Source organism: Pseudomonas kitaguniensis (assembly GCF_009296165.1).
Classification (GTDB): domain Bacteria; phylum Pseudomonadota; class Gammaproteobacteria; order Pseudomonadales; family Pseudomonadaceae; genus Aquipseudomonas; species Aquipseudomonas kitaguniensis.
This window is the reverse complement of the sequence record NZ_VUAZ01000044.1, coordinates 52,066-77,657: the sequence shown is the minus strand read 5'-3', so window position 1 is coordinate 77,657 and position 25,592 is coordinate 52,066. Positions and strand designations below refer to the sequence as shown.

Here is a 25,592-nt window from a genome sequence, read left to right as displayed (position 1 = left end):
CGCACCGCCCCTCCCACATTTTGAATGGTGAACGCGCTTAAATGTGGGAGGGGGCTTGCTCCCGATAGCGGCCTCAGCCACGCCGCTTAATCAACGCCCAAACACCAATGACAGCCGGAATTCCCAGCCCCACCCAACTGAGCGAATCCCACAGCCCATCGCCCAGCAACGCCGCAAACAACCCTGCCGCGCTGAGCACGCCAATCACCAACGGAATACCAAACACTTTCCAGAAACTCGACTGGCGCGGCTTCATGCCTTGGCCGCCTTGCGCCGCACGACCCACAGGTAAACGCCGCTGCCCAATACGATGATGGTCAGCACATCCAGCACTGCCCACAGAACCTTCATCGGCATGCCGCCATAGTCACCAAAGTGCAGTGGCTGGGACATGCCCATCGCGTCCATGTACCACGGCCGCTCGGCGATGGCGGTGACGGCCAGGGTGCTGGCATCGATCAATACCGGCGTCAGCAGGTGCGAGGTCAGGTGCGTGCTGCCCTTCATGAACACCGCATAATGGTGCTCGCTGGAAAAGCGCGTGCCGGGGAAGGCGATAAAGTCCGGCTGCATGCCCGGCGCTGCCTTGGCGGCGATGGTCAGCAGGTTGGTGGCCGGGGCGCGCTGGGTCAGCGGCGGCGCGTTTTTGTACGGCTCAATCATCGCGCTGAGGCTGTCGGTGCGCCAGGCGGCGATGATCAGGTCGGCGCAGGCGCTGATCACGCCGGTCACGCCCACCACCAGCGCCCAAGTCAAGGTGACCACGCCGATCAGGTTATGCAGGTCGAGCCAGCGCAGGCGAGTGGATTTGTCTTTGCGTACGGTGGCGAACTTCAAGCGGCGCATAAAGGGCAGGTACAGCACCGTGCCCGAAACAATCGCCACAACAAACAAAAGGCCCATGAACGCCAACAGCAACTTGCCCGGCAGGCCGGCGAACATGTCGACGTGCAGGCGCAGCAGGAACAGGGTGAAGCCGCCGTTGGCCGACGGCATCTCCACCGCTTCACCGCTGCGCGCATCCAGCATGAACGTGTGCGATGCGTTGGGCTCCGTGCCGGCGGTGGCGGCCATGATCGCGATCACGCCGTTCTTGTCGTCCTCGTCCCAGGCCAGGTACTGCAGCGCCTCACCGGGGCGATGGGCCGAGGCTTTGGCCACCAATTGCTCAAGGTTCAGCTGCGGGGTGTCGGCGGGCATCTGCGCCAGTTCAGGCTCGTTGCCCAGCAGGTGATCAATCTCGTGGTGAAACACCAACGGCAGGCCGGTCAGGGCGAGCAGCAGCAGGAACACCGTGCAGATCAGGCTGGTCCAGGTGTGGATGAAGGACCAGCGGCGGATGGTTTTGCTTTTCATCACGGCTCCAAAGGCAAAAGGGCCGCGGTTCAGGCGGCCCCTCGTATGCGGTTTTCTACCGTCTTAGAATGTGTAGTTCACGCTGGCGACCACGTTACGCTGGTCGCCGTAGTAGCAGTAGAAACCATCGCAGGTGGACAGGTAGTCCTTGTTAAAGATGTTTTTGGCGTCGACCGCCACCGTCACACCCTTCATCGTGCTGTTCAGGCGGCCAAGGTCGTAGTGCACCGAGGCGTCGTAGACGGTGTAGGAACCGACGTGACCCAAGTCGGTGTTGGCGGCGTTGCCGTAGGTGTCGCCGACATAACGCACGCCCGCGCCCACCCCGAAACCATCCAACGTCCCGCTGCGCCACGTGTAGTCAGCCCAGCCCGTGGCTTGGTTGCGTGGCAACTGGTTCATGCGGTTGCCTTCTTCACCCGTCGCGCCTTTGGTGATTTCGCTGTCGTTATAGGTATACGAACCCACCAGCTTGAGGCTTTCGGTGACGTCGGCGCTGGCTTCCAGTTCCAGGCCGCGAACGCGCACTTCACCGACTTGCCGGGTGATGCTGCCTTCCGTCACCGTGGAGTTCTGCTGGGTCAGGTCGAATACCGCAGCGGTAAACAGGGCTTTGGTTCCCGGCGGTTGATATTTGATGCCTGCCTCGTACTGTTTACCTTCTGTGGGCTTGAACGCGCCGGTGGTGCCCACTTGGGTGCCGGAGCCTGCCTGGAACGATTCGGCGTAGGACAAGTAGGGCGTGATGCCGTTATCGAACACGTAGCTGAGTGCCGCGTTGCCACTGAAGTGCTTGTCGCGCTGAGTGTTGGTGGCGTCATTCGCATTGTGGAACGTGGTGCCGGTGTGCACCCAGTCTTCACGACCGCCGAGGGTTAAACGCCAGTTATCCAACGCCATCTGGTCTTGGGCGTAGAGGCCGGTTTGCTGAGTCTTCTGGGTGTAGTCGTACATGGTGAAATACTGGACCTTGGAGAAGTCCTGCCCGTACACCGGACGGTTGAAATTGATCGTCGGTACACCCGCCGAACCCCACAACCAGCGCGCGTCGCTGGTGGAGCGCTGATGGTCGAGGCCGAGCAACAGCGTATGGCTCACAGCGCCGGTCTGGAAGTCGGCCTGAAAGTTGTTGTCGACGGCGAACTGGCCGACGTTTTCATCGACCTTGCCAGCGGAGCGGCTCACGTTACCGTCGGCGTCGACTGCGATTTCAGGGCCATTGGGGAAGAACGCACCCCCGGCGGTAATGCCCTGAAACGACAGGTCATTCTTGGTGTACCGCAGGTTTTGATGGAACTGCCACGTGTCGTTCAAGCGCGTTTCAAACGCATAACCCAGCGCGTAGTAGGTGCGGTCGTAGAATTCCCAGTCCGGATCACCCAGGTTCTTGTGGTGGGAAATCTTACCCGCCGGCGAACTCAGCTTGGTGCCTTGCAACGGCAGGAACTGCCCGGTGATGCCGGTATCGTCGCGGGTAAACTGGGTCAGCAAGGTCAACTTGCTGTCGTCGTTGATATTCCAGGTCAGGCTTGGGGCGATGTTGTAGCGTTTGTCCGGGATGTGATCCACAGCGGTGTTGCTATCGCGCACCACGCCACTGACGCGGTAGAGGAATTGGCCCTCGTCGTCGATCTTGCCGGTGCTGTCGAAGTTGATTTGTTTGTGGTTGTTGCTGCCGGCTTGTACCTCGATTTCATTCGAGCTTTCGGCCTGCGGGCGACGGCTGACCATGTCCAACAAGCCGCCGGGTGGTGTTTGCCCGTAAACCGACGACGCCGGACCGCGCAGCACGGCAATCCGCTCCAGGTTCCAGGTATCGATCTTTGGCGTAGCGTAGTTGCCTTTGGGCAGCGGCAGGCCGTCGAGAAATTGCGTCGGCACAAAGCCGCGTACCAGCAACCAGTCACTGCGAGAGTCGGAGCCGTAGCCGGAACTCTGCACGCCAGCGGTGTAACGCAAGGCATCGTTGAGGTTGAGAACCGAGCGGTCATCCATTTGTTCGCGTGTGATCACTGTGACCGAGCGCGGCAGTTCGGCAATCGGTGTATCAGTCTTGGTGCCGGCGGCCGTGCGTGTTGCCACGTAACCGTCCACCGGGCCCCAGGCACTTTCACTATCGCCTTGACCGGTGATATTGGTTTGCGGCAGCGCCACAACGCCCTCAGGAATCGCTACCAGCGTAAAAGACCCCGCGCTGCTCTGCTCCAACTGCAACCCCGTCCCACGCAACGCCTCACGCAGCGCGCCTTGAGCATCGAACTGGCCATTGACGGGTGCCGAGGTTTTGCCCGCCGCCAGCGCAGGGTTCAGGGTCAGCGCCAGGCCCGCCTGGCTGGCGATCTGGTTCAAGGTGGTGGCAAGCGGCGCCGCCGGTAAGTTGTAGGCGTGCACGCTGGCGGCCTGTTCGGCAGCCATCAGCAAAGGGCTGGTCAGCGGGGCGCTGAGGGCAATGGCCATGGCTAACAGGCTGGGGCGCAACAAGGTGTCTAGCGTGCGGGACATAGGGGGTTCCTGAATGGAAGTAATTCGCAATTGCCTATGTGCCGAGCGAGATTCAGAAAGTGATAGGGCCAAGCGAAAATAAATCTGTGAGCACACAACTTTTCGCACCGCATGGCCCTGAAGGCTCAGGAGAGCTGCACCGGTTAGCCGATCGCCCACTGCAGTTTGTTCGCCAGTGCTTCGGGGTAATGACCGGTATCGGCGATCGCCGCGCGCGTGGCATCGCCGTGGCCGAACGCTTCGATCAACAGCTCGACGTGAGTAGCCAGGAAATCGCTCAGCGAATCCAACGTTGCCTCCAGTGCGCGGTAACGTGGGATGTCCATGAGGCCTTCGCTGATGAACCAGGCGGCATGCTTGTTCAGGTATTCCAGTACGTAAAGGCCACACAACGCGCTGCCAATTTGCTTGGGCAGCTCTTGTATCAGTGAGTTGCTTGCCAGCACCGCGCTCTCAATGGCAAGACGCTGCGCGTAGGCCTCACCCGCGCGTGCAACGACCATCAGTTGAGAGTTCCAGACCTGCATATCGTCTTCACCCTCGACACAGTGCATGGCGACATGCTCGGCCACTTGTTTGAGCAAGCGGTATTCAAGAGTGCGCGCCATGGCTTGCCAGTATTCAGCGTCATCCAGTTCACCCTGCGGGTTTGGCGGGGTCGGTTCGCTTAAGGGTTGTCCGATCAAAACCTTGGCGGCGTCCAGCAAGATCATGCGGTTGTTACCACCGGCATCTTGATATATCTTGGCCATGCCTTCGTAGTCGGCGAAACGATTAAGGTTGAGCGCGCCGGCTACACCGCAGCGCAATCGACATTCTGTCGCCAGCGCTTCGGCTGCCGGTGCGCATAGGGCTTTGGTCAGCGCCAGGGTCTGGCTGATGGCGGCCCACGGTGTCCACGTTACGTCACCCGTGCCGGTGGTTTGCAGCGAAGCCTGACTGGCCGTGCCTTCGATCCACAGCCGAGCGGAGTCATTGGCAAAGCACTTCATGACATACGCCGTGGCCAAGCAACCGAACAGCGCGCGGCGTTGGGTACGAAAAGCCAGTAACCCTGTGCCGTTACCTATGCGTGCCTGCGTGGTGCGCCGGTTCGCATGGGTAAGGGCCAGGGTTGAACACGCAAGCATCACGGAGCTCAAGCCGATACCGACCATCGCCCATACGTTCTTGGGCGCAAATAAAGAACGAATCAGCCGGCGGTCGGTGCTACCCAGCGGATCATGGAAGTGGTTGGATGCGTCGATTGAGGCGCCATCTCGAAGCCACGCATCGAAGGGCAGGTTGACTTTATCAAAGCTTGCCAAGCCGTAGTCCAGCGGTACTGCGCGAATTTCCGCCGGTGACGACATGGAAATACCTGGTCGCGGTCCTTGGGCGTCACTCAGCGGCAGCACAAAAGCGAATACACCGCATGCCTGGCCCTGAACCGTTAGTTGGGCAAACACCACCCCCACCTTGTCCAGGTTATTAATACCGACATTGGCGAATTTCAGGGCCGCCTTGTTCGGCGTGTTCAGCACAAAGGTGCGAGTCTGCGCGTCAAATATCGCCTCAACAGAGGCGCCCATATGCGAGTTGCTGCGACCTATCTCGGTCAGCGCGTAAACCCCCAAGGTCTCGCCGGTTTCCAGTTTGCGTCGCCACTGAGCGGCACTCGGGTGATCCTTCTCGAAAGCCAAGAGTGTGCCGATGCACAAGCCTTGCTGAATCACGCAGCCCATGAACAGCGAGGGATCATTGATCGCCGCATGAGTCGCCACGGCCATCAGTAATTGGGGTTGGGCAAAGCCATGAATGCCTTCCGGTAGTTGGCGCATCAGGTACTGCAAGCGTTGGTAGGTGTGCCGATGCCTGTCGTGGTCGGTTTGGTTGGCGCGAGGATGGAGTTCCGGCTCGCTGAAAATCTCGGCTATTTGCAGGTGAGTCTGTCTATCGACTGGGCCACTGGCAAGCTGGCGCAGGGCAACGATTGCCTCCTGTTCGACCGGCGCTCTGACCAGCAAGTGGCGCAGGGTTTCGATGGTTTGAGCAAGCGGCGCGTAGGTCTGTGCATTGTGCAGGCTTTTGCGGATGCAAATAGAGAGGCCACTGTTCACCCCGAGGTCGATAAACACTGTGTGTTCGTCAGTTGGCAGTTGCTGCAACGTGTAGGGCAGGTTGGTCGGTTGCGTAACGCCGCGTGTAAACATTTGATGCAGGTCATCCTCGGGCTCGTAACGAGATCCCAGAACAGTGGAGTAAATCGGCGTACTCAAGAGTTTGGATGTCAGCGGCTGCAGGTTTTCGTAGAGCCGTCGGGCGACGTCCACATGATGAGGGTAATGCGAAGCGTAAGCGATCGAGACCGGGCGCAAAGGGTGTGCGCCGTCGTGGTGGTTGGCTAGCAGATGCTCAAGGTCTGCCGTCTCACCGCTGATGATGCATTGAGCTGGCGCGTTGACGGAGCCCACTACCAGGTTCGACTCAGGGAAGCGGTCCAGCAGCGCTTGAGTGTCTTGCGCTGAAAGGTTGATTGCCAACATGCTGCCTCGCCCCTCCTCGTCGCGGTAGGCGGCGTTGAGGGCACAGACCGCGCGTGCGCCTTGTGCAATATCGAACGCGCCGCCACAGACTCGTGCAGCAATCTCGCCGAAGCTTTGGGCAACGATCAGGGCGGGCACGATGCCTATCGCCTGCAGCAACTGGTTGAGCACCACGGCCGTGCTATACAAGGCCAGTTGGGCGACACCCGAAGGCAGAGGCAGTGTGTGGTCGCGGGTCAGTATGACCTGGGTTAGCAAACCTGGTTGCGTATGGGGTTCGTATTGCGCCGCCGCTTTTTCGATAATTGCCAAAGTCTCGTCAATGCGGCCCCTGGCTTCAGGAATGTGCTGGTACAAATCGGCCAGCGCACCACAGGGGTTGCTGCCCTGGCCAGGGAAGGCGAAGACGTAGTTTTGATGGGATATGTTGAGCTGAGTTGACATGGAAGCATCCTCGTTGGCCTAACAGGAGCGCTCTAAACAGCAGGGGGCTGGAAAAGCGAAGGCTCATTGGAGGGCAAAAATGTAAGTGGTGAACCTGTTATAAATGACAGTTTTTTGGATCGTTTCGAAATAGTGTTGATTCAATTATTGCCGACGGAGCTACCTTGCACTGGCAGCGCGGTAACGGTCACCCACCACGGCGTGTGCTGCTCGATCTGCACCGGCAGCGTCGGCAGCAGCGCGTTGAGCGCCAAGGTGGTGTCGTGCAGCGGGAAGCTGCCGGTGATGCGCAGGTCGGCCACGGTTTTATCCACCCCCAAATAGCCGCTGCGGTAGCGGCTGAGCTCCTCGACCACATCGCCCAGGCGGGCGTTGTCGACCACCAGCATGCCGCGCGTCCAGGCGTCGGCGGCGGGGGTGACGGCCAGCGCCGGGCCGAGGCCGTCGCTGCGCATCAACACTTGCTGGCCTTGCTTGAAAACCTGCTCCTGGTGCAACGCCTCCGGCTGCGCGGCCACAGCAGACTGCAGCACGCTCAAGCGTGTGGCCGCGGCTTCGCGCCTGACGATAAACCGTGTGCCCAACGCTCGCAGGCGGCCATCGCGGGTTTGCACATAAAACGGGCGCGCATCGTTGTGCCCGGTTTCGACAAGGATTTCGCCTTCCTGCAACACGATCAGGCGACGTTTTTCATCAAAACGCACGTCGATGGCGCTGTGGGTGTTGAGGTTGATCAGCGTGCCGTCGGCCAGTTTCAGCGTGCGCTGTTCGCCGGTGGCGGTGCGTTGGTCGGCCAGCCAATAGTGGACCGGCACGTAACGCTCGCCGGCAAACAACGCCAGGCCGCAGACCAGCGCGATAGTCGCCAGGCCACTGCCGAGCTTGCGCACGCGCTGGCGAATGCCTTGGCGCGACTGCAATAACGCAGCGCGCGCCGGGCCCGAGGCCACGCTGAAACGCTGGTCGAGCATGCCCAACTGGCGCCAGGCGCGCGCATGCTCTTCATCGTTGGCCAGCCATTTGGTGAACTCTTCTTGCTCAACGGCGCTGCCGTCACCCGAGTCGAGCGACAGTTGCCAGGCAATCGCGGCATCCAGCACGCGGGCCGAGACCGGTTTGGAACTGGTTACGCTCACAGCGGCTCGCCATAGAGGGCGATGTAGCACTGGCGAATGCCTTGGGCCAGGTACTGGCGCACACGCGGCACTGACACGCCGAGGCGCTGTGCGATTTGCGCGTGGCCAAGGCCGTCCAGGCGGCTATAGAGGAAGGCGGCGCGGGCTTTGCTCGACAGCGTGCCGAGCAGACGGTCGATGGCCTTGAGGTCTTCGAGGATCAGTTGCTGTTGCTCGGGCGAGGGCTGTTCGCTTTCGGGGACGCGCATCAGTTCGTTGAGGTAAGCCTGTTCCAGGGCCGCGCGCCGGAAATAGTCGAACAGCAACCCTTTGGCGATGGCCACCAGAAAGGCCCGCGGCTCGCGCGGTGCGCGCAACTCATCGCGGCCCAGCAGACGCATGAACGTGTCTTGGCTCAGGTCTTCGGCACGGCTCGGGCAGGCCACGTTGCGCCGCAGCCAGGCCAGCAGCCAGCCACGATGGTCGCGATACAACGCGCCAACAAGCTCACTGTGTGGGGTCTGGGCCGACGACAAGGCATCACCGAATAAACTAACGAGAATTATTCGCGATTGTGTCAGAGGCGTGCTGTGGGCGCAATTGGCGTCTGTCGGGTAAGAGGCCGTTGGCCACTATCTACCGTGGCAAGCAAGCGTGCTCGCCACACGTTAGAACGAGGGTGATTGGTTACGGCGTTTGCGTTGGTTCAGGCGCGCTTGCAGCGCTTGCGGGCTGTGGATGGCTTGCTGACGTGCGCGGCTAAGCAAGATCAGCATCAGCTCCGCCGTGGCCAATGCATCGGCGCTGGCGTGATGACGTTCGCCCACCTGCAGCTTGAAGTGGTTGATCCAGTCGTCGAGCCCGGCCTCGCGGATGTTCGCTTCGGGGCACAGCAGCGGGGCGATGTCAGCCACATCGAGAAACGCATGAGCCAGGCGATAACCCAAGCTGTCTTTGAGCGCCCGGCACAGCATGTGCTGGTCGAACGGCGCATGAAACGCGAGCAATGGGCTGTCACCCACAAACGCCATGAAATCGAGGAGTGCCTCGACCGGATCGCTGCCGGCGGCGATGGCGCTGGGGCCGAGGCCGTGGATCAACACGCTGGGGCTGAGTTTTGTTTCGGCACGTTGCAAGGTGCGCTCAAACATCTGCGAGAAATCCACCGCGCCGTCCTCGATCACCACGGCGCCGATCGACAGCACCTGGTCACGGTTGAGGTTCAGGCCGCTGGTTTCCAGGTCCACCACAACCCAGCGTTGGCTGCGCAGGGCCACATCACTGAGCATCGCAGGCTTGGGCAATTGCTCCAGGCGCCGCTGTTGTGCGGCGTTGAGCCCGGGTTTTTTGGTGCGCAGCCAACTGAACACGCTCACAGCCGATACCGCAATGTCAGGCTGCTTTGCAGGCGTTGCGCCTGGCGCAGCGATTCACGCAGGATGCGCCGGTCCAGATGGTTGAGGCTATCGGGGTCGACTCGGTTGGAATACGGCTGGTTTTCACGGGTTTGCAACTGGTGCTGCTGCATGCGGGTTTGCTGGATAAAGTGGTAGGCCTCTTCATACGCAGCGCCGTCCAGCGGCTCAATCACGTCCTTGAGTACCAACTGGCGCAGGCGCTCCAGCGTGTTGTTGGCGTGCACGCCATTGGCCAGCGCCAATAGGCGGGCGCCGTCGACAAACGGCGTGAGCCCCTGCACCTTGAGGTCGAGTGTGGCCTTTTCGCCGCCCTGTCGTGTTAGCACAAAGTCACGGAAACGCCCGACCGGCGGGCGCTGGCGCAAGGCGTTTTCAGCCAGCATGCGTTGGAACAGCGCGTTATCTGCCACCTGATCCAGAATGCCCTGGCGCAGTTGCTCGCAGCCTTGTTCGTCGCCCCACACCACGCGCAAATCGAAATAAATGCTCGACCCCAGCAGGTTCTCCGGTGTTGCCTCACGGATAAACGCTGCGAAGCGCCGCGCCCATTCGGCCCGCGACAGGCAAAGCTCGGGGTTGCCGGCCATGATATTGCCCTTGCACAAGCTGAAGCCGCACAACGCCAGGCTTTGGTTGACCTGTTGCGCGAGGGGCAACAAGCGGCCACGAATCTCTGCGGCTTCGGCGGCGTCTTTGGCGTCGAACAGGATGCCGTTGTCCTGGTCGGTAAACAGCGTTTGCTCGCGGCGCCCTTCGCTGCCAAAACACAACCAGCTGAACGGCACGCCGGGGTCGCCCTTGTCGGCCAGGGTCAGCTCGATCACCCGGCACACGGTGTGATCATTAAGCAGCGTAATAATGTGAGTAATCTGGGTGGACGACGCGCCATGCGCCAGCATGCGTTCAACCAATTGGCCGATCTCACCGCGAATCGCCACCAGGTTTTCCACGCGTGCGCGTTGCGGATAGTGCGGGCCAAGTGCACCAGGTCAATGCGTTGCAGCGAAAACAGGTCGCGCTCGGACACCACGCCACACAGGCGCTGGTCTTTGACCAGGCACACATGCGCGATATGCCGCTCGGTCATGGCGATGGCGGCATCAAACGCGCTGTGGTCCGGCGTGAGGAAGAACGGTGCCTTGATCATGTGAAGTTCGATGGCCTGATTAAAATCTCCGGTGCCATCGGCCACCACTTGGCGCAGGTCGCGCAGGGTGAAAATCCCCAGCGGCGCCTTGTGTTCGTCGACAATCACGATGCTGCCCACTTGCTGCTCGTGCATCAACGTCACCGCCTCGCGCAACGCTGTGTTCGGGCCGCAAGTGACCGGGTGGCGCATGGCCAATTCGCCGAGGCGGGTGTTCAACGAGTACTGGGTGCCGAGGGTTTCCACGGCCTTTTGCTGCACTTGGTGGTTAACCTGATCCAACAGGCTGCTCACGCCACGCAGGGCAAAATCGCGAAACGGGCTGGAAAGTGCGAACAATTTGATAAACGCAGGCTTGTTCAGTTGCAGGCAAAACGTGTCTTCGGCGGCCTTGTGCTCGGTGCGTGTTGCGCGTTCGCCCAGCAGCGCAGCCAGCGGGAAGCACTCGCCGGTGGTGATTTCGAAGGTGGTTTCGGCTGCTTGTTGATTTAACTGCGGCCGTTCGCCGACCACTCGGCCCTGCTTGACGATATAGAAGTGTTCCACCGGGCCGCCCGACGGCTTGAGGATGCTGTCGCCAGGGCCGTAGAAGCGCAATTGGCACTGTTCAACCAGAAACGCCAGGTGTGCGTTTTCCATTTGGTTGAAGGGCGGGAAGCGTTGCAAAAATTGCAGGGTGCCGTGGATGTTCTGCAACACGGCAGTTTTCCCCGCCTGCGTGAAAGCATCAGCTTTACTCATAACAGTGACCGCGTTTTTTTTGTCGTTATCGTCCTGCATGGTCGACTTCTGCGCAGCGGGTGCCCATTGGACGTAAGTCTAGGTCGACAAAAGTTGCACCAAACTAGGGAAAAACCTTACATGACTATCGTCCAAACCCCGTAAAACGCCCACTAGGCAAACTTTCCGACGAAGTGCACATTGAACGCCCTTCTGCAGATGTCTGACGAGTGTGCTGGGAGATTGATGAAAACTGCTGAGAAATGTATGTCCGACCACGATATTTTGAGCGATGCCGAGCGTGAGGCGTTGAATGCTGTGATGCTGGAGCCCGATTTACCGCCACAACGGGTGTTGATTGTCGACGATGACAAGGACGCGCGCGAATTACTGGCGGAGATCCTGGGCCTGGACGGCATTCGCTGCATGACCGCCGAAAGTGGCGAGGCAGCGTTGGACTTACTGAACGCCAGCAGCTCCATAGGGCTATTGATTACCGACTTGCGAATGGCCCCGAGCAGCGGTTTGGAATTGATTCGCCAAGTGCGCAGCTCTACGCGGGCGGCGCTGCCGATTATCATTATGTCGGGCGATGCCGAAGCGCCGGACGTGATTGATGCGATGCATTTGAGCGTGGTGGACTTTTTGCTCAAGCCGATTGATAGCGTGAAGTTGGCGAAGATGGTCAAGCGCGAATTAGGGATGGCGTCGTGATGGTTGATGGTTGTGGCGAATGTCAGGGCCTCATCGCGAGCAAGCCCGCTCCCACCGGTTTGACCGTGTAGGTTGCCTGTTAAAAAGCCCTGATCTTTCGATCAGGGCTTTTTTATTTACAGGCCGTTTTTAGCTTTGAATTCGCGACGCCTGCGGTGCAACACCGGCTCGGTGTAGCCGTTGGGTTGCCTGGTGCCTTCAATCACCAACTCCAGCGCGGCTTGAAACGCGATGTTGCTGTCGAAATCCGGCGCCAGTGGGCGGTACAGCGCATCCCCGGCATTTTGGCGGTCTACCACCGGCGCCATGCGCTTGAAGCTTTCCAGCACTTGGGCCTGGTTGACGATGCCGTGGCGCAACCAGTTGGCGATGTGCTGGCTGGAGATACGCAGGGTGGCGCGGTCTTCCATCAGGCCGACGTCGTTGATGTCCGGCACTTTCGAACAGCCAACGCCTTGGTCAATCCAGCGCACCACATAACCGAGGATGCCCTGAGCGTTGTTGTCCAGCTCGTTGCGGATTTCTTCGTCGGACCAATCGGTGTTGCTGGCCAGCGGAATGCTCAGGATGTCGTCTACCGAGGCGCGCTCGCGTTTGGCCAGTTCGGCCTGACGCGCGAACACATCAACTTTGTGATAGTGCAGCGCGTGCAGTACCGCCGCCGTCGGCGAGGGCACCCAGGCGGTGTTGGCACCGGCCAATGGGTGAGCGATTTTCTGTTCAAGCATCGCGGCCATCAGGTCGGGCATTGCCCACATGCCTTTGCCAATTTGCGCACGACCTTGCAGGCCCGTGCTCAAGCCGATATCGACGTTCCAGTTTTCGTAGGCGCCGATCCATTTCTCGGCCTTCATGGCTGCTTTGCGCACCATCGCGCCCGCTTCCATGGAAGTGTGGATTTCATCGCCGGTACGGTCGAGGAAGCCAGTGTTGATAAACACCACGCGCTCACTGGCCGCCTGGATGCAGGCCTTGAGGTTGACCGTGGTGCGGCGCTCCTCGTCCATGATGCCGACTTTAAGGGTGTTGCGCGGCAGGTTAAGCACGTCTTCGATGCGGCCGAACAGCTCATTGGTAAACGCCGCTTCTTGCGGGCCATGCATCTTCGGCTTAACGATGTACACCGAGCCGGTGCGGCTGTTTTTGCGGGTGCTGTTACTGCTGAGGCTGTGAATCGCCGCGAGGCTGGTGAGCAAGCCGTCGAGAATGCCTTCGGGCACTTCGTTGCCGTGCTGGTCGAGGATCGCGTCGATGGTCATCAGGTGGCCAACATTGCGCACAAACAGCAACGAACGGCCATGCAGCGTCACACCCTGCCCGTCCACACCGGTATACACGCGGTCGGCGTTCATGGTGCGGGTGAAGGTTTTGCCGCCCTTGGCCACCTCTTCGGCGAGGTCGCCTTTCATCAGGCCGAGCCAGTTGCGGTAGATCACCACTTTGTCATCGGCATCGACGGCGGCAACAGAGTCTTCGCAGTCCATGATGGTGGTCAGTGCGGCTTCCATCAGCACATCTTTGACGCCGGCGGCGTCGGTCTGGCCGACCGCCGTGCTGGCGTCGATTTGTATTTCAAAATGCAGGCCGTGGTTTTTCAGAAGTATCGCGATCGGTTGCGCGGTGTCGCCCTGAAAACCGATCAACTGTGCATCATCGCGCAGGCCGCTGTTGCTGCCACCTTTGAGGCTGACGATCAGCTTGCCATCAACGATCTTGTAGCCGGTGGAGTCGACATGGCTGCCGGCGCTGAGCGGCGCGGCTTGGTCGAGGAAGGCGCGGGCGAAGGCGATCACCTTGTCGCCCCGCACTTTGTTGTAGCCTTGGCCTTTTTCGGCGCCGCCGGCTTCGCTGATGGCGTCGGTGCCATACAGCGCGTCATACAGCGAGCCCCAGCGCGCGTTGGACGCGTTGAGCGCGAAACGCGCGTTCATCACCGGCACGACCAGTTGTGGGCCTGCCATGCGCGCGATTTCGTCATCGACGTTTTGCGTCGAGGCCTGGAAGTCTGCGGCTTCCGGCAGCAGGTAGCCGATCTCTTGCAGGAAGGCTTTGTAGGCCACCGGGTCGTGGGCCTGGCCTGCGTGTGCCTGGTGCCAGGTGTCGATGCGTGCCTGGAAATCATCGCGTTTGGCGAGTAAGGCTTTGTTCTTCGGGGCCAGGTCGTGAATGACCTTGTCGGCGCCGGCCCAGAACTGGTCGGCAGTGATGCCGGTGCCGGGAATGGCTTCGTTGTTGACGAAGTCGAACAGGACCTTGGCGACCTGCAGGCCACCGACTTGAACGTGTTCAGTCATTGCTTCCCTCACTCTGCGGAGCTGATGCGCTTTTCAGATTTTCATTATGTAGTGCACGGTTGGGCATACTACATGATGGCTTGCGGTTGTGAAAATTAGACTAAATACGTCGTTTAGCGACCCATTTTGGCCGTGCGGTCACACTACGGCACGGGATGTTCTCAAGAAACTATTGGATTGTTCCAGATAAATATAAAAATGGTACACGATTTGTTTTCGTGTACGCATGCGTCCACCTTGTAGGAGCGAGTTTGCTCGCGAAAAACCCATGAGCACCAGAGGGCTTCGCCATGGACCATCTTGTACTGACTATTATCGCCGCCGACAAACCCGGTTTGGTTGAACGTATCGCGCAAAACATCGCTGCCCACGGTGGCAACTGGCTGGAAAGCCGCATGGCGCACATGGCCGGGCAGTTCGCCGGTATTTTGCGCGTCAGTGTGCCTGCCGAAAGCCGTCAGGGTCTGGTGAATGCGCTGGAGGACTTATCCACACAAGGCATTCGCGTGTTGGTGGGCGAGGGCAGTGCGGGGCAGGCATCGGCGTCGAAGGCGATTTTGATGACACTGGTGGGCAACGACCGGTCGGGGATTGTGCGCGAGATCACCGCGCTATTGAGCCAGCAGGGCGTCAACCTGGAGCGCTTGAGTACGGATGTACGCCCCGCACCGATGAGCGGTGACCCGCTGTTTAATGCCGAGGCATTGTTGCGAGTGCCGTCAACGTTGTCGTTAGAGGCATTGCAGACGTCGCTGGAAACCCTGGCGGATGATTTGATGGTGGAGCTGCGCAACGAGGAATAATCATCCACAGGGTTATGCATGGAAATCTTGCATGGGCCTGTGGATAACCTTGGGGTGAATGCCTGCAAGCCAAACCGGCTGTGGCTTGCAGGAGGTTGTACGTTATTTGATCAGCGTTTGCGCACGGTCAGCCAGGCATCCACGCTGTACACCACCAGCCCGGCCCAGATAAACGCGAACGCTATCAGCGTGCTCGGCGCGAGCTGTTCACCGAACAACAGCACCGCTTCCAACAGCACCAGCGTGGGCGCTACGTACTGCAAAAAGCCCAACGCGGTGTAGGGCAAATGCCGTGCGGCAGCGTTGAAACACACCAACGGCACCAGCGTGATTGGGCCGGCGGCCACCAGCCACCAGGCTTCGGAGGTACTCCAGAAGGCCGGTTGCGCAGTGTGCGCCGACGGGTTGAACAGCAACCACGCGACGGCAATCGGCACCAGCATCCAAGTTTCCACCACCAGCCCCGGCAACGCCTTGACCGGCGCCTGCTTGCGGATCAAGCCGTAGAAGCCGAACGTCAGCGCCAGCACCAGCGACACCCACGGCAAGCTGCCGACTTGCCACACTTGTTGCGCCACGCCCAACGCTGCCAGCCCCACGGCTACCCACTGCAAACGACGCAGGCGTTCGCCCAGAATCAGCATGCCCAGCAGCACGTTGACCAAGGGGTTGATGTAGTAACCGAGGCTCGCCTCCAGCATGCGCCCGCTGTTGACCGACCACACATAGGTCAGCCAGTTGCCCGCAATCAATGAGCCACTGAGTGCCAGAATCGCCAGGCGCTTGGGGTTGTCGCGCAGTTCACGCAACCAGCCGGGGTGTTTCCACACCATCAACAGCAAACCGCCGAACAGCGCGGACCACAACACGCGGTGCACGATGATTTCGGCGGCAGGCACACTGGCGATGGCTTTGAAGTAGAGCGGGAACAGGCCCCAGCAGATATAGGCGCTGAGGCCCAGAATGTACCCCTTGCGGGGGTTGGCGGCGTGCATTGCAGAATCCTTGCTCGGGCAGCTGACAAAGCGCAATTGTAAGGATTTTTGTCAGCCGATGGGATCTGCTTTGCCTAATGTGAGAGGGAGCACGTTCTCTCCCACAGGGGCAATGGTCAGAACAGCTTGAGCGGTTCTTCGTTAAGTGCCGACAGTTGCTCACGCAACGCCAGCACCTGATCGCCCCAATAGCGCTCGCTGCCAAACCACGGAAAGCTGTGCGGGAACGCCGGGTCATCCCAACGCCGCGCCAGCCAGGCGCTGTAGTGCATCAGGCGCAAGGCGCGCAGGGGTTCGATCAACGCCAGTTCGCGTGGGTCGAAGTCGTGGAATTCCTGGTAACCGTCCATCAACTCCGACAGTTGGCCGAGGCATTCCTGGCGGTCGCCCGCGAGCATCATCCACAAGTCCTGCACGGCCGGGCCCATGCGGCAGTCGTCGAGGTCGACGATATGGAACATCTCATCGCGGCACATCATGTTGCCGGGGTGGCAATCGCCGTGCATGCGGATGTTTTTGTGCGGCGTGGCTTTGTAGACTTCTTCGACGCGCTTGAGCAGGTCGCGGGCTACGGACTCGTAGGCCGGCAGCAGGCTTTTGGGAATGAAGTTACCTTCCAGCAAGGTGTTGAGGGAGTCGTGACCGAAGTTCTTCACCCCCAACGCTTCGCGGTGTTCGAACGGGCGGGTAGAACCCACCGCGTGCAAACGGCCGAGCAATTGCCCAAGGCGATGCAACTGGTCGAGGTTGCCCGGCTCCGGCGCGCGGCCACCGCGGCGCGGGAACAGGGTAAAGCGGAAACCTGCGTGTTCGAACAGGCTTTCGCCGTTGTGGATCATCGGGGCGACCACCGGCACGTCGCATTCGGCCAATTCGAACGTAAAGCGGTGTTCTTCGAGGATCGCCTCGGTGGTCCAGCGCTGGGGCCGGTAGAACTTGGCGATCAGCGGCTCGGAGTCTTCAATACCCACTTGGTAAACACGATTTTCGTAGCTGTTGAGCGCCAGCACGCGAGCATCGCTGAGGAAACCGATACTTTCGACAGCATCGAGTACCAGGTCGGGGGTGAGTGTTTCAAACGGATGGGCCATGCGAACTCCTGCGCGCAGCAGGTCGCCGCGTCCGGCCCGGTATGGTAACGCACCAAGGGCTGGATAGGTGGTGACTGTGCCACCGCCATCGCGAGCAAGCCCGCGCCCACCGTTAAAGCTGTGGGCTCGGTCACCTGTGTGAGCGGGCTTGTGTGGGAGCGGGCGTGCTCGCGATGAGGCCCAATCAGGCGCCGACAATCCCCCCGTCATCCCGCCGAATCGCCATCACCGACGAGCGCGGCTTGCCGTTCGGCAGGTGCTCCGGCCAGGTCGACCCACCGGTTTCGCCGGGATGCTGAATCCCCACAAACAGCGTTTTCTGATCCGGCGAGAAGCTGATGCCGGTGACTTCACACGCCACCGGCCCGACCATAAACCGGCGTATCTCACCGGTGCTCGGGTCAGCGCACAACATCTGGTTATTGCCCATGCCGGCAAAGTCGCCGGCGTTGCTGTAGTCGCCGTCGGTCAGGATCCACAAGCGCCCGGCCTTGTCGAAACCCAAGCCATCGGGGCTGTTGAACATGTTCTGCGGGTTAATGTTGGACGAGCCACCCTTCGGCGTGCCGGCATGCACACCGGGGTTGCCGGCGACCACAAACAGGTCCCAACTGAAGGTGCTGGCGCCGTGGTTACCCGCATCGGCTTTCCAGCGCAAAATCTGCCCGTAGACGTTTTTCTCGCGCGGGTTGGGGCCGCCTACTGGCTGGCCGTCTTCGCCGCGCTTGGCGTTGTTGGTCAGGGTGCAATAAACCTGGCCGTCGGTGGGGCTGACCACGATCCATTCCGGGCGGTCCATGCGCGTGGCTTTCACCACGCTGGCGGCCAGGCGCGCGTGGATCAGCACTTCGGCCTGGTTGGCGAAACCGCTGCTGGCGTCGATGCCGTTTTTACCGTGCGTCAGCTCAACCCACTGGCCTTTGCCTTTGGGGTGGTCGGCGTTGCCGTCGCCCGCGTCGAAAATCGCCACGAACAAGGTGCCGTGGTCGAGCAGGTCTTTGTTGGCCTTGGGGTTCTTGTGGTTGATCTTGTCGCGGCTGACGAACTTGTAGATGAACTCACCGCGCTCGTCATCGCCCATGTACACCACGGCGTGACCGTCGCGGGTTTCAGCGAGGGCGGCGTTTTCGTGTTTGAACCGGCCCAGGGCGGTGCGCTTGGCCGGAATGGATTGCGGGTCGAACGGGTCAATTTCAACCACCCAACCATGACGGTTGAGCTCGTTGGGGTTTTTGGCCATGTCGAAACGTGGGTCGTGCGGGTGCCAATTGATCTCTTTGCTGGCGGCCACTACGCCATAGCGCTTTTGCCCGGCGTCGAAGGTTTGCTGTGGGTTGCTGCTGCCAAAACAGTCGGTGAAGTTCTCTTCGCAGGTCAGATAAGTGCCCCACGGCGTCTTGCCGTTGGCGCAGTTCTGGAACGTACCGAGAACTTTCTTGCCGGAGGGGTCGGCGCTGGTTTTCAGCCACGCGTGGCCAGCCGCCGGGCCGCTCAGGCGGATCGGCGAGTTGCCGTGGATGCGCCGGTTGTAGCGCGAGTCCTGCACAAACTGCCAGGTGTCGCCCTTGCGCCGCACTTCGATCACCGACACACCTTCGGTGGCCAGCGCTTTGCGCACGTCGTCGGCCGATTGCGGCGCGCCGCCGTGCGGGTAGAGGTAGCGGTAATTGGTGTATTCGTTGTTGATCGCCATCAATGCGCGATTGTCGTCGCCGGGGAACGCGAACAGGCTCATGCCGTCGTTGTTGTCACCAAATTGCTGCTCTTGGGCGACAGCCGTGCCGTTGCCGGACGGGTCAAACGCCGGCGCATTTTTATGCAGCGGCTGGCCCCAGCTGATCAGCACCGAGGCGCTGTAGCCCGGCGGCAACGTAATGGCGTCGCTGGTGGCGGCGGCGATGCTGGTGAAGCCCAGCAACGGGCTGGCGGTGGCGGCGTTGACGGCCAAGGCGCTGCGGGTCAGCAGGTTGCCGCCCAAAAACATCGCGGCACCGCACAGGGCGCCCGCGCCGATGAAACGACGGCGGGTGAGGCCGACCATGGTTTCGAGGTCGGTGGCTTGGTTTTCTTCTAATAGGCTCATGCGAGGCTCCCTGCGGTTTTTGCAGACACCTTAAGCAGCGGCCATGACGAAATTGTTGCAGTTTGAAGGCGCGTGCAGCGCGCTCGCCGCTACACCGGCGTGCCGAGCAACACATTGCTGGGCGCAAATTGCACCTGGGTCGGCAGCCCTTCGGCAGCGCCTTGGGCCTTGAGCGCGGCGGGCTGCGCCAGCGCGCACAAAACCTGACCGTTAGGCAGGCTGATGCGCACTTCGCTGGGGCCGTCATCGGCATCGAGAATCGTCTCGATAACACCGCTCATGCAATTGTGTCCAGGTGTTGCAGTTTGCCCAATGGCAAGCAATTCGAGCCAACCGCTTGATCAAGGCGACCACTTCCACACCGGTTTCCAGTTCCAGCCGCTGCGTGCTGTCGTGGGTGATCTGCGCACTCAGGCTAAGCCCGCCCGACAGTTGCAGCCTGATCACGTCGTTGCGGCCATGGCGCTCGATTGTGCTGACCTGGCCGTGCAATTGGTTGCGCGCGCTGGTGCGCAGCATCAAGCGGCCGAGCAAGTTGAAGTCGCTCGCGTCCTGGTCCGAGCCCAACACTTGCGCCTGCAACACCTGCAGGCGCTGATACAGGCGCAACACGCGCTCACCTTCGGCGGTCAGCTTGGCACCGCCGCCGCCTTTGCCGCCGACACTGCGTTCGACCAGCGGCTTTTGCGCCAAATTGTTCAGTTCATCGATGGCGTCCCACGCCGCCTTGTAACTCAGCCCGGCGCTTTTGGCCGCGCGGGTGATCGAACCCTGCTCGGCGATGTGCGCGAGCAAGGCAATGCGCTGGGGGCGGCGAATGATGTGTTGGCTGAGGGAAGTCGGCAGAGGCATGTGGATACGCTTCGATGAGGTCTGTGGACGTTGCAGGCGCGGCACGCGCGAGTCAAGTCATGTGCCCGGTTTGGGCGTGCGCGCCAGGCAATACACATCGACCTGGCGCGCGCCGGCGTCCATCAACAAGCGCGCCAGGCTGTGGGCGGTGGCGCCGGTGGTTAGCACATCGTCCACCAGCGCGAAGTGCAGGCCTTGCGCTTGAGCGCCGGGTGCCAGGGCAAACGCAGCCAGCAGGTTGCGGTGGCGGCTTTTGGCGTCGAGGGCTTGTTGCGCGATGGTTTCATGCGGGCGTAACAACAGGTGTTCATCGTGCTGAATATTGAGGTCTTGGCTGAGCCAGCGCGCCAGCATCAATGCCTGGTTAAAGCCGCGCTCGCGCAGGCGTTTGCGCGCCATCGGCACCGCCAGCAGGCAGTCGGGTCGGTTAAGTTCGGCGTTGTCGAAGCGGTGTTGCAGGTGCTGGCCCAGCGCTCGCGCGAGCAGGTGGCCAAGTGGCCAGCGCGATTGATGCTTGAAGCGGCTGATGAGGGTGTCGACGGGAAAGCTGAAGGCCCAGGGCGCGACCACGTGTTTAAACGCGGGCGGTTTTTTCTGACATTGGCCACAGATCAAACCGTCCATCGGCAACGGTAAGGCGCACACCTCGCACTGTTCCATCAGCCAGGGCAGCTCGGATTCGCAGACGCCGCACACGCTCTCGGCGGATTCGGTGGCTTGATCACAGATTAAACATATTTGGTTGCTTTTTAACCAGTTGTAAACTTGGTGTTTGTATCCAGGTTGACAGTGCATGCATCTTCCTTAAATATGCCGAGCATCCGTGTCGCGCCTGTGGGTATTGCCCTTCCCACAGCGTTTGCCCAAGCATAATGAAGGAATTGCCCATGAGCGCCAGCACCACTGCCACCCTGCGTCACGATTGGTCCCTTGCCGAAGTCAAAGCGCTGTTTGTGCAGCCGTTCAATGACCTGTTGTTCCAGGCGCAGACCGTGCACCGCGCGCATTTCGACGCTAATCGCGTGCAGGTCTCGACCTTGCTGTCGATCAAAACCGGCGCGTGCCCGGAAGATTGCAAATATTGTCCACAGTCGGGCCACTACAACACTGGCCTGGAAAAAGAAAAGCTGATGGAAGTGCAGAAGGTCCTAGAAGAGGCTGCCCGCGCCAAGGCTATCGGTTCGACGCGTTTCTGCATGGGCGCGGCGTGGAAACACCCGTCGGCCAAAGACATGCCGTACGTGCTGGAGATGGTCAAAGGCGTGAAAGCCATGGGCCTGGAAACCTGCATGACCCTCGGTCGCCTTGACCAGGACCAGACCGAAGCGCTGGCGCAGGCAGGCCTGGACTACTACAACCACAACCTCGACACGTCGCCGGAATTCTACGGTTCGATCATCACCACGCGCACCTACGGCGAGCGCCTGCAAACCCTGGCCTATGTGCGTGATTCGGGGATGAAAATCTGCTCCGGCGGCATCCTCGGCATGGGCGAGTCGCTCGACGACCGCGCCAACCTGCTGATCCAACTGGCCAACCTGCCGGAGCATCCAGAGTCGGTGCCGATCAACATGCTGGTGAAGGTGGCTGGCACGCCGTTGGAAAACGCCGAAGACATCGACCCGTTCGACTTCATCCGCATGCTCGCGGTGGCGCGCATTCTGATGCCGCAATCGCATGTGCGCCTGTCGGCTGGCCGCGAAGCCATGAACGAGCAGATGCAAGCGTTGGCGTTTTTCGCCGGTGCCAACTCGATTTTCTACGGCGACAAACTGCTGACCACCGCCAACCCGCAGGCCGACAAAGACATGCAACTGTTCTCGCGCCTCGGCATCCTGCCGGAAGCCCGCGAAGAACATGCTGATGAAGTGCATCAGGCCGCGATCGAGCAAGCGTTGGTCGAGCAAAAGAGCAGCGAGCAGTTCTATAACGCTGCTGTTTGATAATTCCACTTTTGAACGCAGGCCAACAGGTGGGAGCGGGCTTGCTCGCGAAAGCGCCGTATCAGTCAACTTATGTAGTGGCTGACAAAGCGTATTCGCGAGCAAGCCCGCTCCCAACCTGTTTGACCGTGTTCAACCTGATCGACCGAGGCCTGCATGTCTTTTGATCTCGCCGCGCGCCTCGCTGCCCGCCGTGCCGAACACCTTTATCGTCAACGCCCAACACTGCAAAGCCCCCAAGGCCCGCAAGTGGTGGTCGATGGCCAGCCATTGCTGGCGTTCTGCAACAACGACTACCTGGGCCTGGCCAATCATCCACAGGTGGTCGAAGCCTGGCGCGCCGGTGCCTCGCGTTGGGGCGTCGGCGGCGGCGCTTCGCATTTGGTGGTTGGCCATTCCACGCCTCATCATCAGTTGGAAGAAGCCCTGGCGGACTTCACCGGTCGCCCGCGCGCGCTGCTGTTTACCACCGGCTATATGGCCAACCTGGGCGCGGTGACGGCGTTGGTGGGGCAGGGCGATACGGTGCTGGAAGACCGCCTCAACCATGCTTCGTTGCTGGATGCCGGTTTGCTCTCCGGCGCGCGTTTCAACCGTTACCAGCACAACGACGCCGCAAGCCTGGCCAAACGCCTGGAGAAAGCCACCGGCAATACACTGGTGGTCACCGACGGCGTGTTCAGCATGGACGGTAACCTCGCCGACTTGCCGGCGCTGGCGCGTGAAGCACGCGCCAAGGGCGCCTGGTTGATGGTGGACGATGCCCACGGGTTTGGCCCATTGGGTGCCCACGGCGGCGGGATTGTCGAGCATTTCGGCTTGAGCCAGGAAGAGGTGCCGGTGCTGGTCGGCACCTTGGGCAAAGCGTTCGGCACCGCCGGGGCGTTTGTGGCGGGCAGTGAAGAGTTGATCGAAAGCCTGATCCAGTTCGCCCGGCCTTATATCTACACCACCAGCCAACCGCCGGCCCAAGCCTGCGCCACGCTGAAAAGCCTGGCGCTGCTGCGCACCGAGCATTGGCGGCGCGAGCATCTCAATGGCCTGATCCGCCAGTTCCGCCAAGGCGCCGAGCAGATCGGCCTGGCCTTGATGGACAGCTTTACGCCGATTCAGCCGATCAGGGTCGGCGACAGTGCCAAGGCCATGCGCCTGTCGCAGATGCTGCGCGAACGCGGGCTGATGGTCACCGCGATTCGCCCGCCCACCGTGCCTGCCGGCAGCGCGCGTTTGCGCGTCACATTGTCGGCGGCGCACAGCGAGGCGCAGGTGCAGCTATTGTTAAACGCGTTGGAGGAGTGTTTCCGGTTGTTAAGCGTCACGGAGCCCGAGCATGCGTGATCAACTGATATTGCTGCCCGGCTGGGGCCTCGGTGTATCGCCGCTGGAGCCTTTGGCCGCCGCCTTGCGCGGGCTCGACGAACACCTGCACGTGCACATCGAACCGCTGCCGCCGCTGGCTTCCAGCGACCTCGATGAATGGCTCGACGAACTCGATGCCACGCTGCCGGACAACGCCTGGCTGGGCGGCTGGTCCTTGGGCGGCATGCTTGCCTCTGAGCTGGCGGCGCGCCGTGGCGAACGCTGCTGCGGCCTGCTGACGCTGGCGAGTAACCCGTGTTTCGTCGCCCACGCAGGCTGGCCCAGCGCGATGCCTGCCGAAACCTTTGATGCGTTTCTCGCCGGTTGCCATGCCGACTCCCATGTCACCCTCAAACGCTTCGGTTTGTTGTGCGCCAAGGGCGCCGAGGACCCACGCGGGCTGTCACGTTTGCTGGTCAGCGGTGCACCGAATGCGCCCTCCAGCGTGTTGATGCCGGGCCTTGAACTGCTCGCTCAGCTCGACACGCGCGAGGCCTTGCTGGCGTATCGTGGCCCGCAACTGCACCTGTTTGCCGGTAGCGATGGGCTGGTGCCCGCCGAAGCCGCGATTGACCTGCTGACCCTGCTGCCGGATGTAGAAATCGGCCTGATTGAACAGGCGGGTCACGCTTTTCTTCTGGAAGACCCCCACGGTGTCGCGGGGGCCATCCAGGCTTTTTTGCATGAGTGCGTTGATGACTGATTTATCCAATCCGCCCTTGCCGGGCGCCTTGCCGGACAAGCGCCAGGTCGCCGCGTCTTTTTCGCGAGCCGCCGCCAGTTACGACAGCGTGGCCGAGTTGCAGCGCGCCGTGGGCAGCCAATTGTTGGCGCGTTTGCCGACTGCCGGCGCGCCGCAACGCTGGCTGGACATGGGCTGTGGCACGGGCTTTTTCAGCCGCGTGTTGGGCCAGCGGTTTGCGGCCAGCCAAGGCGTGGCGCTGGACATCGCCGAAGGCATGCTGCTGCACGCGCGGCCATTGGGTGGCGCCGAGCACTTCATCGCCGGTGACGCCGAGCGCCTGCCGCTTGCGGGCAATAGCTGCGGTCTGATTTTCTCCAGCCTGGCGGTGCAATGGTGTGCGAATTTCGAAGCGGTACTCAGCGAGGCCTATCGCGTGCTGCAACCCGGTGGCGTGCTGGCGTTCGCGAGCCTGTGCGTGGGCACGCTGGCTGAGTTGCGCGAAAGCTGGCGCGCCGCCGATGGCCTGGTGCACGTCAACCGCTTCCGCACCTTCGAAGCCTATCAACAACTGTGCGCCGCCAGCGGCTTGCGCGTGCTGAGCCTGGAGCGCCAGCCGCATGTGCTGCATTACCCGGACGTGCGCAGCCTCACCCATGAACTCAAAGCCTTGGGCGCACACAACCTCAACCCGGCCGCCCGGGAGGGTTGACGGGGCGCGCGCGGATTGTTGCACTGGTGGATGCTTACGAGCAGTTCCGTCAGGCCCAGGGCCTGCCCGCCACTTATCAAGTGGTGTACGCCGTACTGGAGAAACCTTTATGAGCGCCGCTTATTTCATCACCGGCACCGACACCGATGTTGGCAAAACCACCATCGCCGCCGGCCTGCTGCATGCAGCGCGGCTTGCGGGCAAAAGCACGGCCGCCGGAAAACCGGTGGCCTCGGGTTGCCAGGTGACCCCCAAAGGTTTGCGCAATGCCGACGCCCTCGCGCTGCTGGCGCAGTGTTCGTTGCCGCTGAGCTATGCCGAGGTTAACCCGGTGGCGTTCGAGCCTGCCATCGCGCCTCACTTGGCGGCGCGTGAAGCGGGCGTTGCCTTGACCGTGCAATCGCTGTTGACGCCGATGCAAAAAATCCTCGCGCGCCAAGCCGATTTCACCTTGATCGAAGGCGCGGGCGGCTGGCGTGTGCCGCTGGCCGATCAGGACAATCTGTCGGACCTCGCCATCGCGCTCAAGCTGCCGGTGATTCTGGTGGTGGGCGTGCGCTTGGGCTGCATCAGCCATGCTTTGCTCACCGCCGAAGCGATTGCGCGCGACGGTTTGCCGTTGGCTGGTTGGGTGGCGAATATCATCGAGCCCAAGACCTCTCGTCTGGAAGAAAACCTCGCCACCTTGGCCGAGCGCTTGCCTGCACCGTGTTTGGGGCGCGTGCCGAAACTCAAGCACGCCAGTGCCGAGGCGGTGGCCGAGCACCTGGAGTTGGACTTGCTTGACTGATTTTGGCTATCGATAAGGCACTGTGCCATTAGTGTTTTTTACGGGCG

Annotated in this window: 18 protein-coding genes and 3 pseudogenes; 7 read left to right on the top strand and 14 right to left on the bottom strand. The window is 61.1% G+C overall.

Annotation, left to right across the window (positions count from 1 at the left end):
• Positions 1-73: 73 nt before the first annotated feature.
• From F0169_RS08940 to F0169_RS08905, 8 genes and pseudogenes are all read right to left on the bottom strand, one after another.
• Positions 74-256: a hypothetical protein gene (locus F0169_RS08940; protein ID WP_152746284.1), complete on the bottom strand. Its 183-nt coding sequence runs from the start codon at positions 254-256 to the stop codon at positions 74-76.
• Complete coding sequence (locus F0169_RS08935) at positions 253-1,356, bottom strand: PepSY-associated TM helix domain-containing protein (RefSeq protein WP_152746283.1); 1,104 nt, start codon at positions 1,354-1,356, stop codon at positions 253-255. Before F0169_RS08935 ends, F0169_RS08940 begins: the two co-directional genes overlap by 4 nt.
• A 63-nt stretch (positions 1,357-1,419) precedes the next feature.
• Positions 1,420-3,858, bottom strand: a complete 2,439-nt coding sequence (locus F0169_RS08930) for a TonB-dependent siderophore receptor (protein ID WP_152746282.1) — start codon at positions 3,856-3,858, stop codon at positions 1,420-1,422.
• A 143-nt stretch (positions 3,859-4,001) separates the two neighbouring features.
• A complete protein-coding gene (locus F0169_RS08925) occupies positions 4,002-6,827 on the bottom strand; it encodes an acyltransferase domain-containing protein (protein ID WP_152746281.1) in 2,826 nt (941 codons plus the stop codon).
• Between the two features lie 140 nt (positions 6,828-6,967).
• Positions 6,968-7,963, bottom strand: coding sequence for a FecR domain-containing protein (locus F0169_RS08920; RefSeq protein WP_172979377.1), 996 nt, complete (start codon positions 7,961-7,963; stop codon positions 6,968-6,970).
• A complete protein-coding gene (locus tag F0169_RS08915; protein WP_058415220.1) occupies positions 7,960-8,478 on the bottom strand; it encodes an RNA polymerase sigma factor in 519 nt (172 codons plus the stop codon). The genes F0169_RS08920 and F0169_RS08915 overlap by 4 nt, the downstream gene beginning before the upstream one ends.
• Before the next feature lie 132 nt (positions 8,479-8,610).
• The gene (locus F0169_RS08910; protein WP_122251755.1) at positions 8,611-9,318 is read right to left on the bottom strand and encodes a 3'-5' exonuclease; all 708 of its coding nucleotides are present in this window, start codon (positions 9,316-9,318) and stop codon (positions 8,611-8,613) included.
• Positions 9,315-11,248 (bottom strand): annotated as a pseudogene (locus F0169_RS08905) (putative nucleotidyltransferase substrate binding domain-containing protein). Before F0169_RS08905 ends, F0169_RS08910 begins: the two are co-directional and overlap by 4 nt.
• Positions 11,249-11,494: 246 nt before the next feature.
• On the opposite strand from F0169_RS08905, the gene F0169_RS08900 reads away from it, so the two are divergent.
• Positions 11,495-11,941, top strand: a complete 447-nt coding sequence (locus tag F0169_RS08900; RefSeq protein WP_058415223.1) for a response regulator — start codon at positions 11,495-11,497, stop codon at positions 11,939-11,941.
• Positions 11,942-12,057: 116 nt separating this feature from the next.
• Here the strand turns inward: F0169_RS08900 and F0169_RS08895 are convergent, their stop codons facing one another.
• The gene (locus F0169_RS08895) at positions 12,058-14,235 is read right to left on the bottom strand and encodes a malate synthase G (protein WP_152746280.1); all 2,178 of its coding nucleotides are present in this window, start codon (positions 14,233-14,235) and stop codon (positions 12,058-12,060) included.
• Between the two features lie 290 nt (positions 14,236-14,525).
• On the opposite strand from F0169_RS08895, the gene F0169_RS08890 reads away from it, so the two are divergent.
• Positions 14,526-15,038 (top strand): glycine cleavage system transcriptional repressor, encoded by a 513-nt coding sequence (locus F0169_RS08890; protein WP_152746279.1) that lies wholly within the window; start codon positions 14,526-14,528, stop codon positions 15,036-15,038.
• Positions 15,039-15,148: 110 nt separating this feature from the next.
• Here F0169_RS08890 and rarD read toward each other — a convergent pair whose 3' ends face one another.
• The 5 genes and pseudogenes from rarD to F0169_RS08865 form a co-directional block, all read right to left on the bottom strand.
• The gene (rarD, locus tag F0169_RS08885) at positions 15,149-16,033 is read right to left on the bottom strand and encodes an EamA family transporter RarD (protein WP_152746278.1); all 885 of its coding nucleotides are present in this window, start codon (positions 16,031-16,033) and stop codon (positions 15,149-15,151) included.
• A gap of 116 nt (positions 16,034-16,149) precedes the next feature.
• On the bottom strand, positions 16,150-17,124 hold the full coding sequence (locus tag F0169_RS08880; RefSeq protein ID WP_058415227.1) for a serine/threonine protein kinase: 975 nt from the start codon (positions 17,122-17,124) through the stop codon (positions 16,150-16,152).
• A gap of 184 nt (positions 17,125-17,308) precedes the next feature.
• Positions 17,309-19,207 (bottom strand): PhoX family protein, encoded by a 1,899-nt coding sequence (locus tag F0169_RS08875; protein ID WP_152746277.1) that lies wholly within the window; start codon positions 19,205-19,207, stop codon positions 17,309-17,311.
• 89 nt (positions 19,208-19,296) lie between these two features.
• A pseudogene (locus tag F0169_RS08870) lies at positions 19,297-20,059 on the bottom strand (TOBE domain-containing protein).
• Positions 20,060-20,116: 57 nt separating this feature from the next.
• Complete coding sequence (locus F0169_RS08865; RefSeq protein WP_152746276.1) at positions 20,117-20,854, bottom strand: ComF family protein; 738 nt, start codon at positions 20,852-20,854, stop codon at positions 20,117-20,119.
• A 92-nt stretch (positions 20,855-20,946) separates the two neighbouring features.
• Between F0169_RS08865 and bioB the strand changes: the two genes are divergently transcribed.
• The 5 genes and pseudogenes from bioB to bioD all read left to right on the top strand — a co-directional run bounded on the left by bioB (position 20,947) and on the right by bioD (position 25,545).
• Positions 20,947-22,002 carry a biotin synthase BioB gene (bioB, locus tag F0169_RS08860; protein WP_058415231.1) on the top strand — a complete coding sequence of 352 codons (1,056 nt, stop codon included), beginning with the start codon at positions 20,947-20,949 and terminating at the stop codon, positions 22,000-22,002.
• A 156-nt stretch (positions 22,003-22,158) separates the two neighbouring features.
• Entirely contained in the window at positions 22,159-23,340 is a 1,182-nt protein-coding gene (gene bioF / locus F0169_RS08855) for an 8-amino-7-oxononanoate synthase (protein WP_152746275.1), read from the top strand.
• Positions 23,333-24,064 (top strand): alpha/beta fold hydrolase, encoded by a 732-nt coding sequence (locus tag F0169_RS08850; protein ID WP_058415233.1) that lies wholly within the window; start codon positions 23,333-23,335, stop codon positions 24,062-24,064. The genes bioF and F0169_RS08850 overlap by 8 nt, the downstream gene beginning before the upstream one ends.
• A pseudogene (gene bioC / locus F0169_RS08845) lies at positions 24,057-24,868 on the top strand (malonyl-ACP O-methyltransferase BioC). The gene F0169_RS08850 and the pseudogene bioC overlap by 8 nt, the downstream one beginning before the upstream one ends.
• Positions 24,865-25,545 carry a dethiobiotin synthase gene (bioD, locus tag F0169_RS08840; protein ID WP_099234722.1) on the top strand — a complete coding sequence of 227 codons (681 nt, stop codon included), beginning with the start codon at positions 24,865-24,867 and terminating at the stop codon, positions 25,543-25,545. The pseudogene bioC and the gene bioD overlap by 4 nt, the downstream one beginning before the upstream one ends.
• Positions 25,546-25,592 lie beyond the last annotated feature (47 nt).

Bases quoted from the DNA above. Each gene is read 5' to 3' on its own strand.
- F0169_RS08880 (WP_058415227.1), bottom strand. From the start codon at position 17,124: ATGGCCCATCCGTTTGAAACACTCACCCCCGACCTGGTACTCGATGCT.
- bioD (WP_099234722.1), top strand. From the start codon at position 24,865: ATGAGCGCCGCTTATTTCATCACCGGCACCGACACCGATGTTGGCAAA.
- F0169_RS08940 (WP_152746284.1), bottom strand. From the start codon at position 256: ATGAAGCCGCGCCAGTCGAGTTTCTGGAAAGTGTTTGGTATTCCGTTG.
- F0169_RS08895 (WP_152746280.1), bottom strand. From the start codon at position 14,235: ATGACTGAACACGTTCAAGTCGGTGGCCTGCAGGTCGCCAAGGTCCTG.
- F0169_RS08865 (WP_152746276.1), bottom strand. From the start codon at position 20,854: ATGCACTGTCAACCTGGATACAAACACCAAGTTTACAACTGGTTAAAA.
- F0169_RS08935 (WP_152746283.1), bottom strand. From the start codon at position 1,356: ATGAAAAGCAAAACCATCCGCCGCTGGTCCTTCATCCACACCTGGACC.
- F0169_RS08925 (WP_152746281.1), bottom strand. From the start codon at position 6,827: ATGTCAACTCAGCTCAACATATCCCATCAAAACTACGTCTTCGCCTTC.
- rarD (WP_152746278.1), bottom strand. From the start codon at position 16,033: ATGCACGCCGCCAACCCCCGCAAGGGGTACATTCTGGGCCTCAGCGCC.
- F0169_RS08900 (WP_058415223.1), top strand. From the start codon at position 11,495: ATGTCCGACCACGATATTTTGAGCGATGCCGAGCGTGAGGCGTTGAAT.
- bioB (WP_058415231.1), top strand. From the start codon at position 20,947: ATGAGCGCCAGCACCACTGCCACCCTGCGTCACGATTGGTCCCTTGCC.
- F0169_RS08890 (WP_152746279.1), top strand. From the start codon at position 14,526: ATGGACCATCTTGTACTGACTATTATCGCCGCCGACAAACCCGGTTTG.
- F0169_RS08850 (WP_058415233.1), top strand. From the start codon at position 23,333: ATGCGTGATCAACTGATATTGCTGCCCGGCTGGGGCCTCGGTGTATCG.
- bioF (WP_152746275.1), top strand. From the start codon at position 22,159: ATGTCTTTTGATCTCGCCGCGCGCCTCGCTGCCCGCCGTGCCGAACAC.
- F0169_RS08930 (WP_152746282.1), bottom strand. From the start codon at position 3,858: ATGTCCCGCACGCTAGACACCTTGTTGCGCCCCAGCCTGTTAGCCATG.
- F0169_RS08875 (WP_152746277.1), bottom strand. From the start codon at position 19,207: ATGAGCCTATTAGAAGAAAACCAAGCCACCGACCTCGAAACCATGGTC.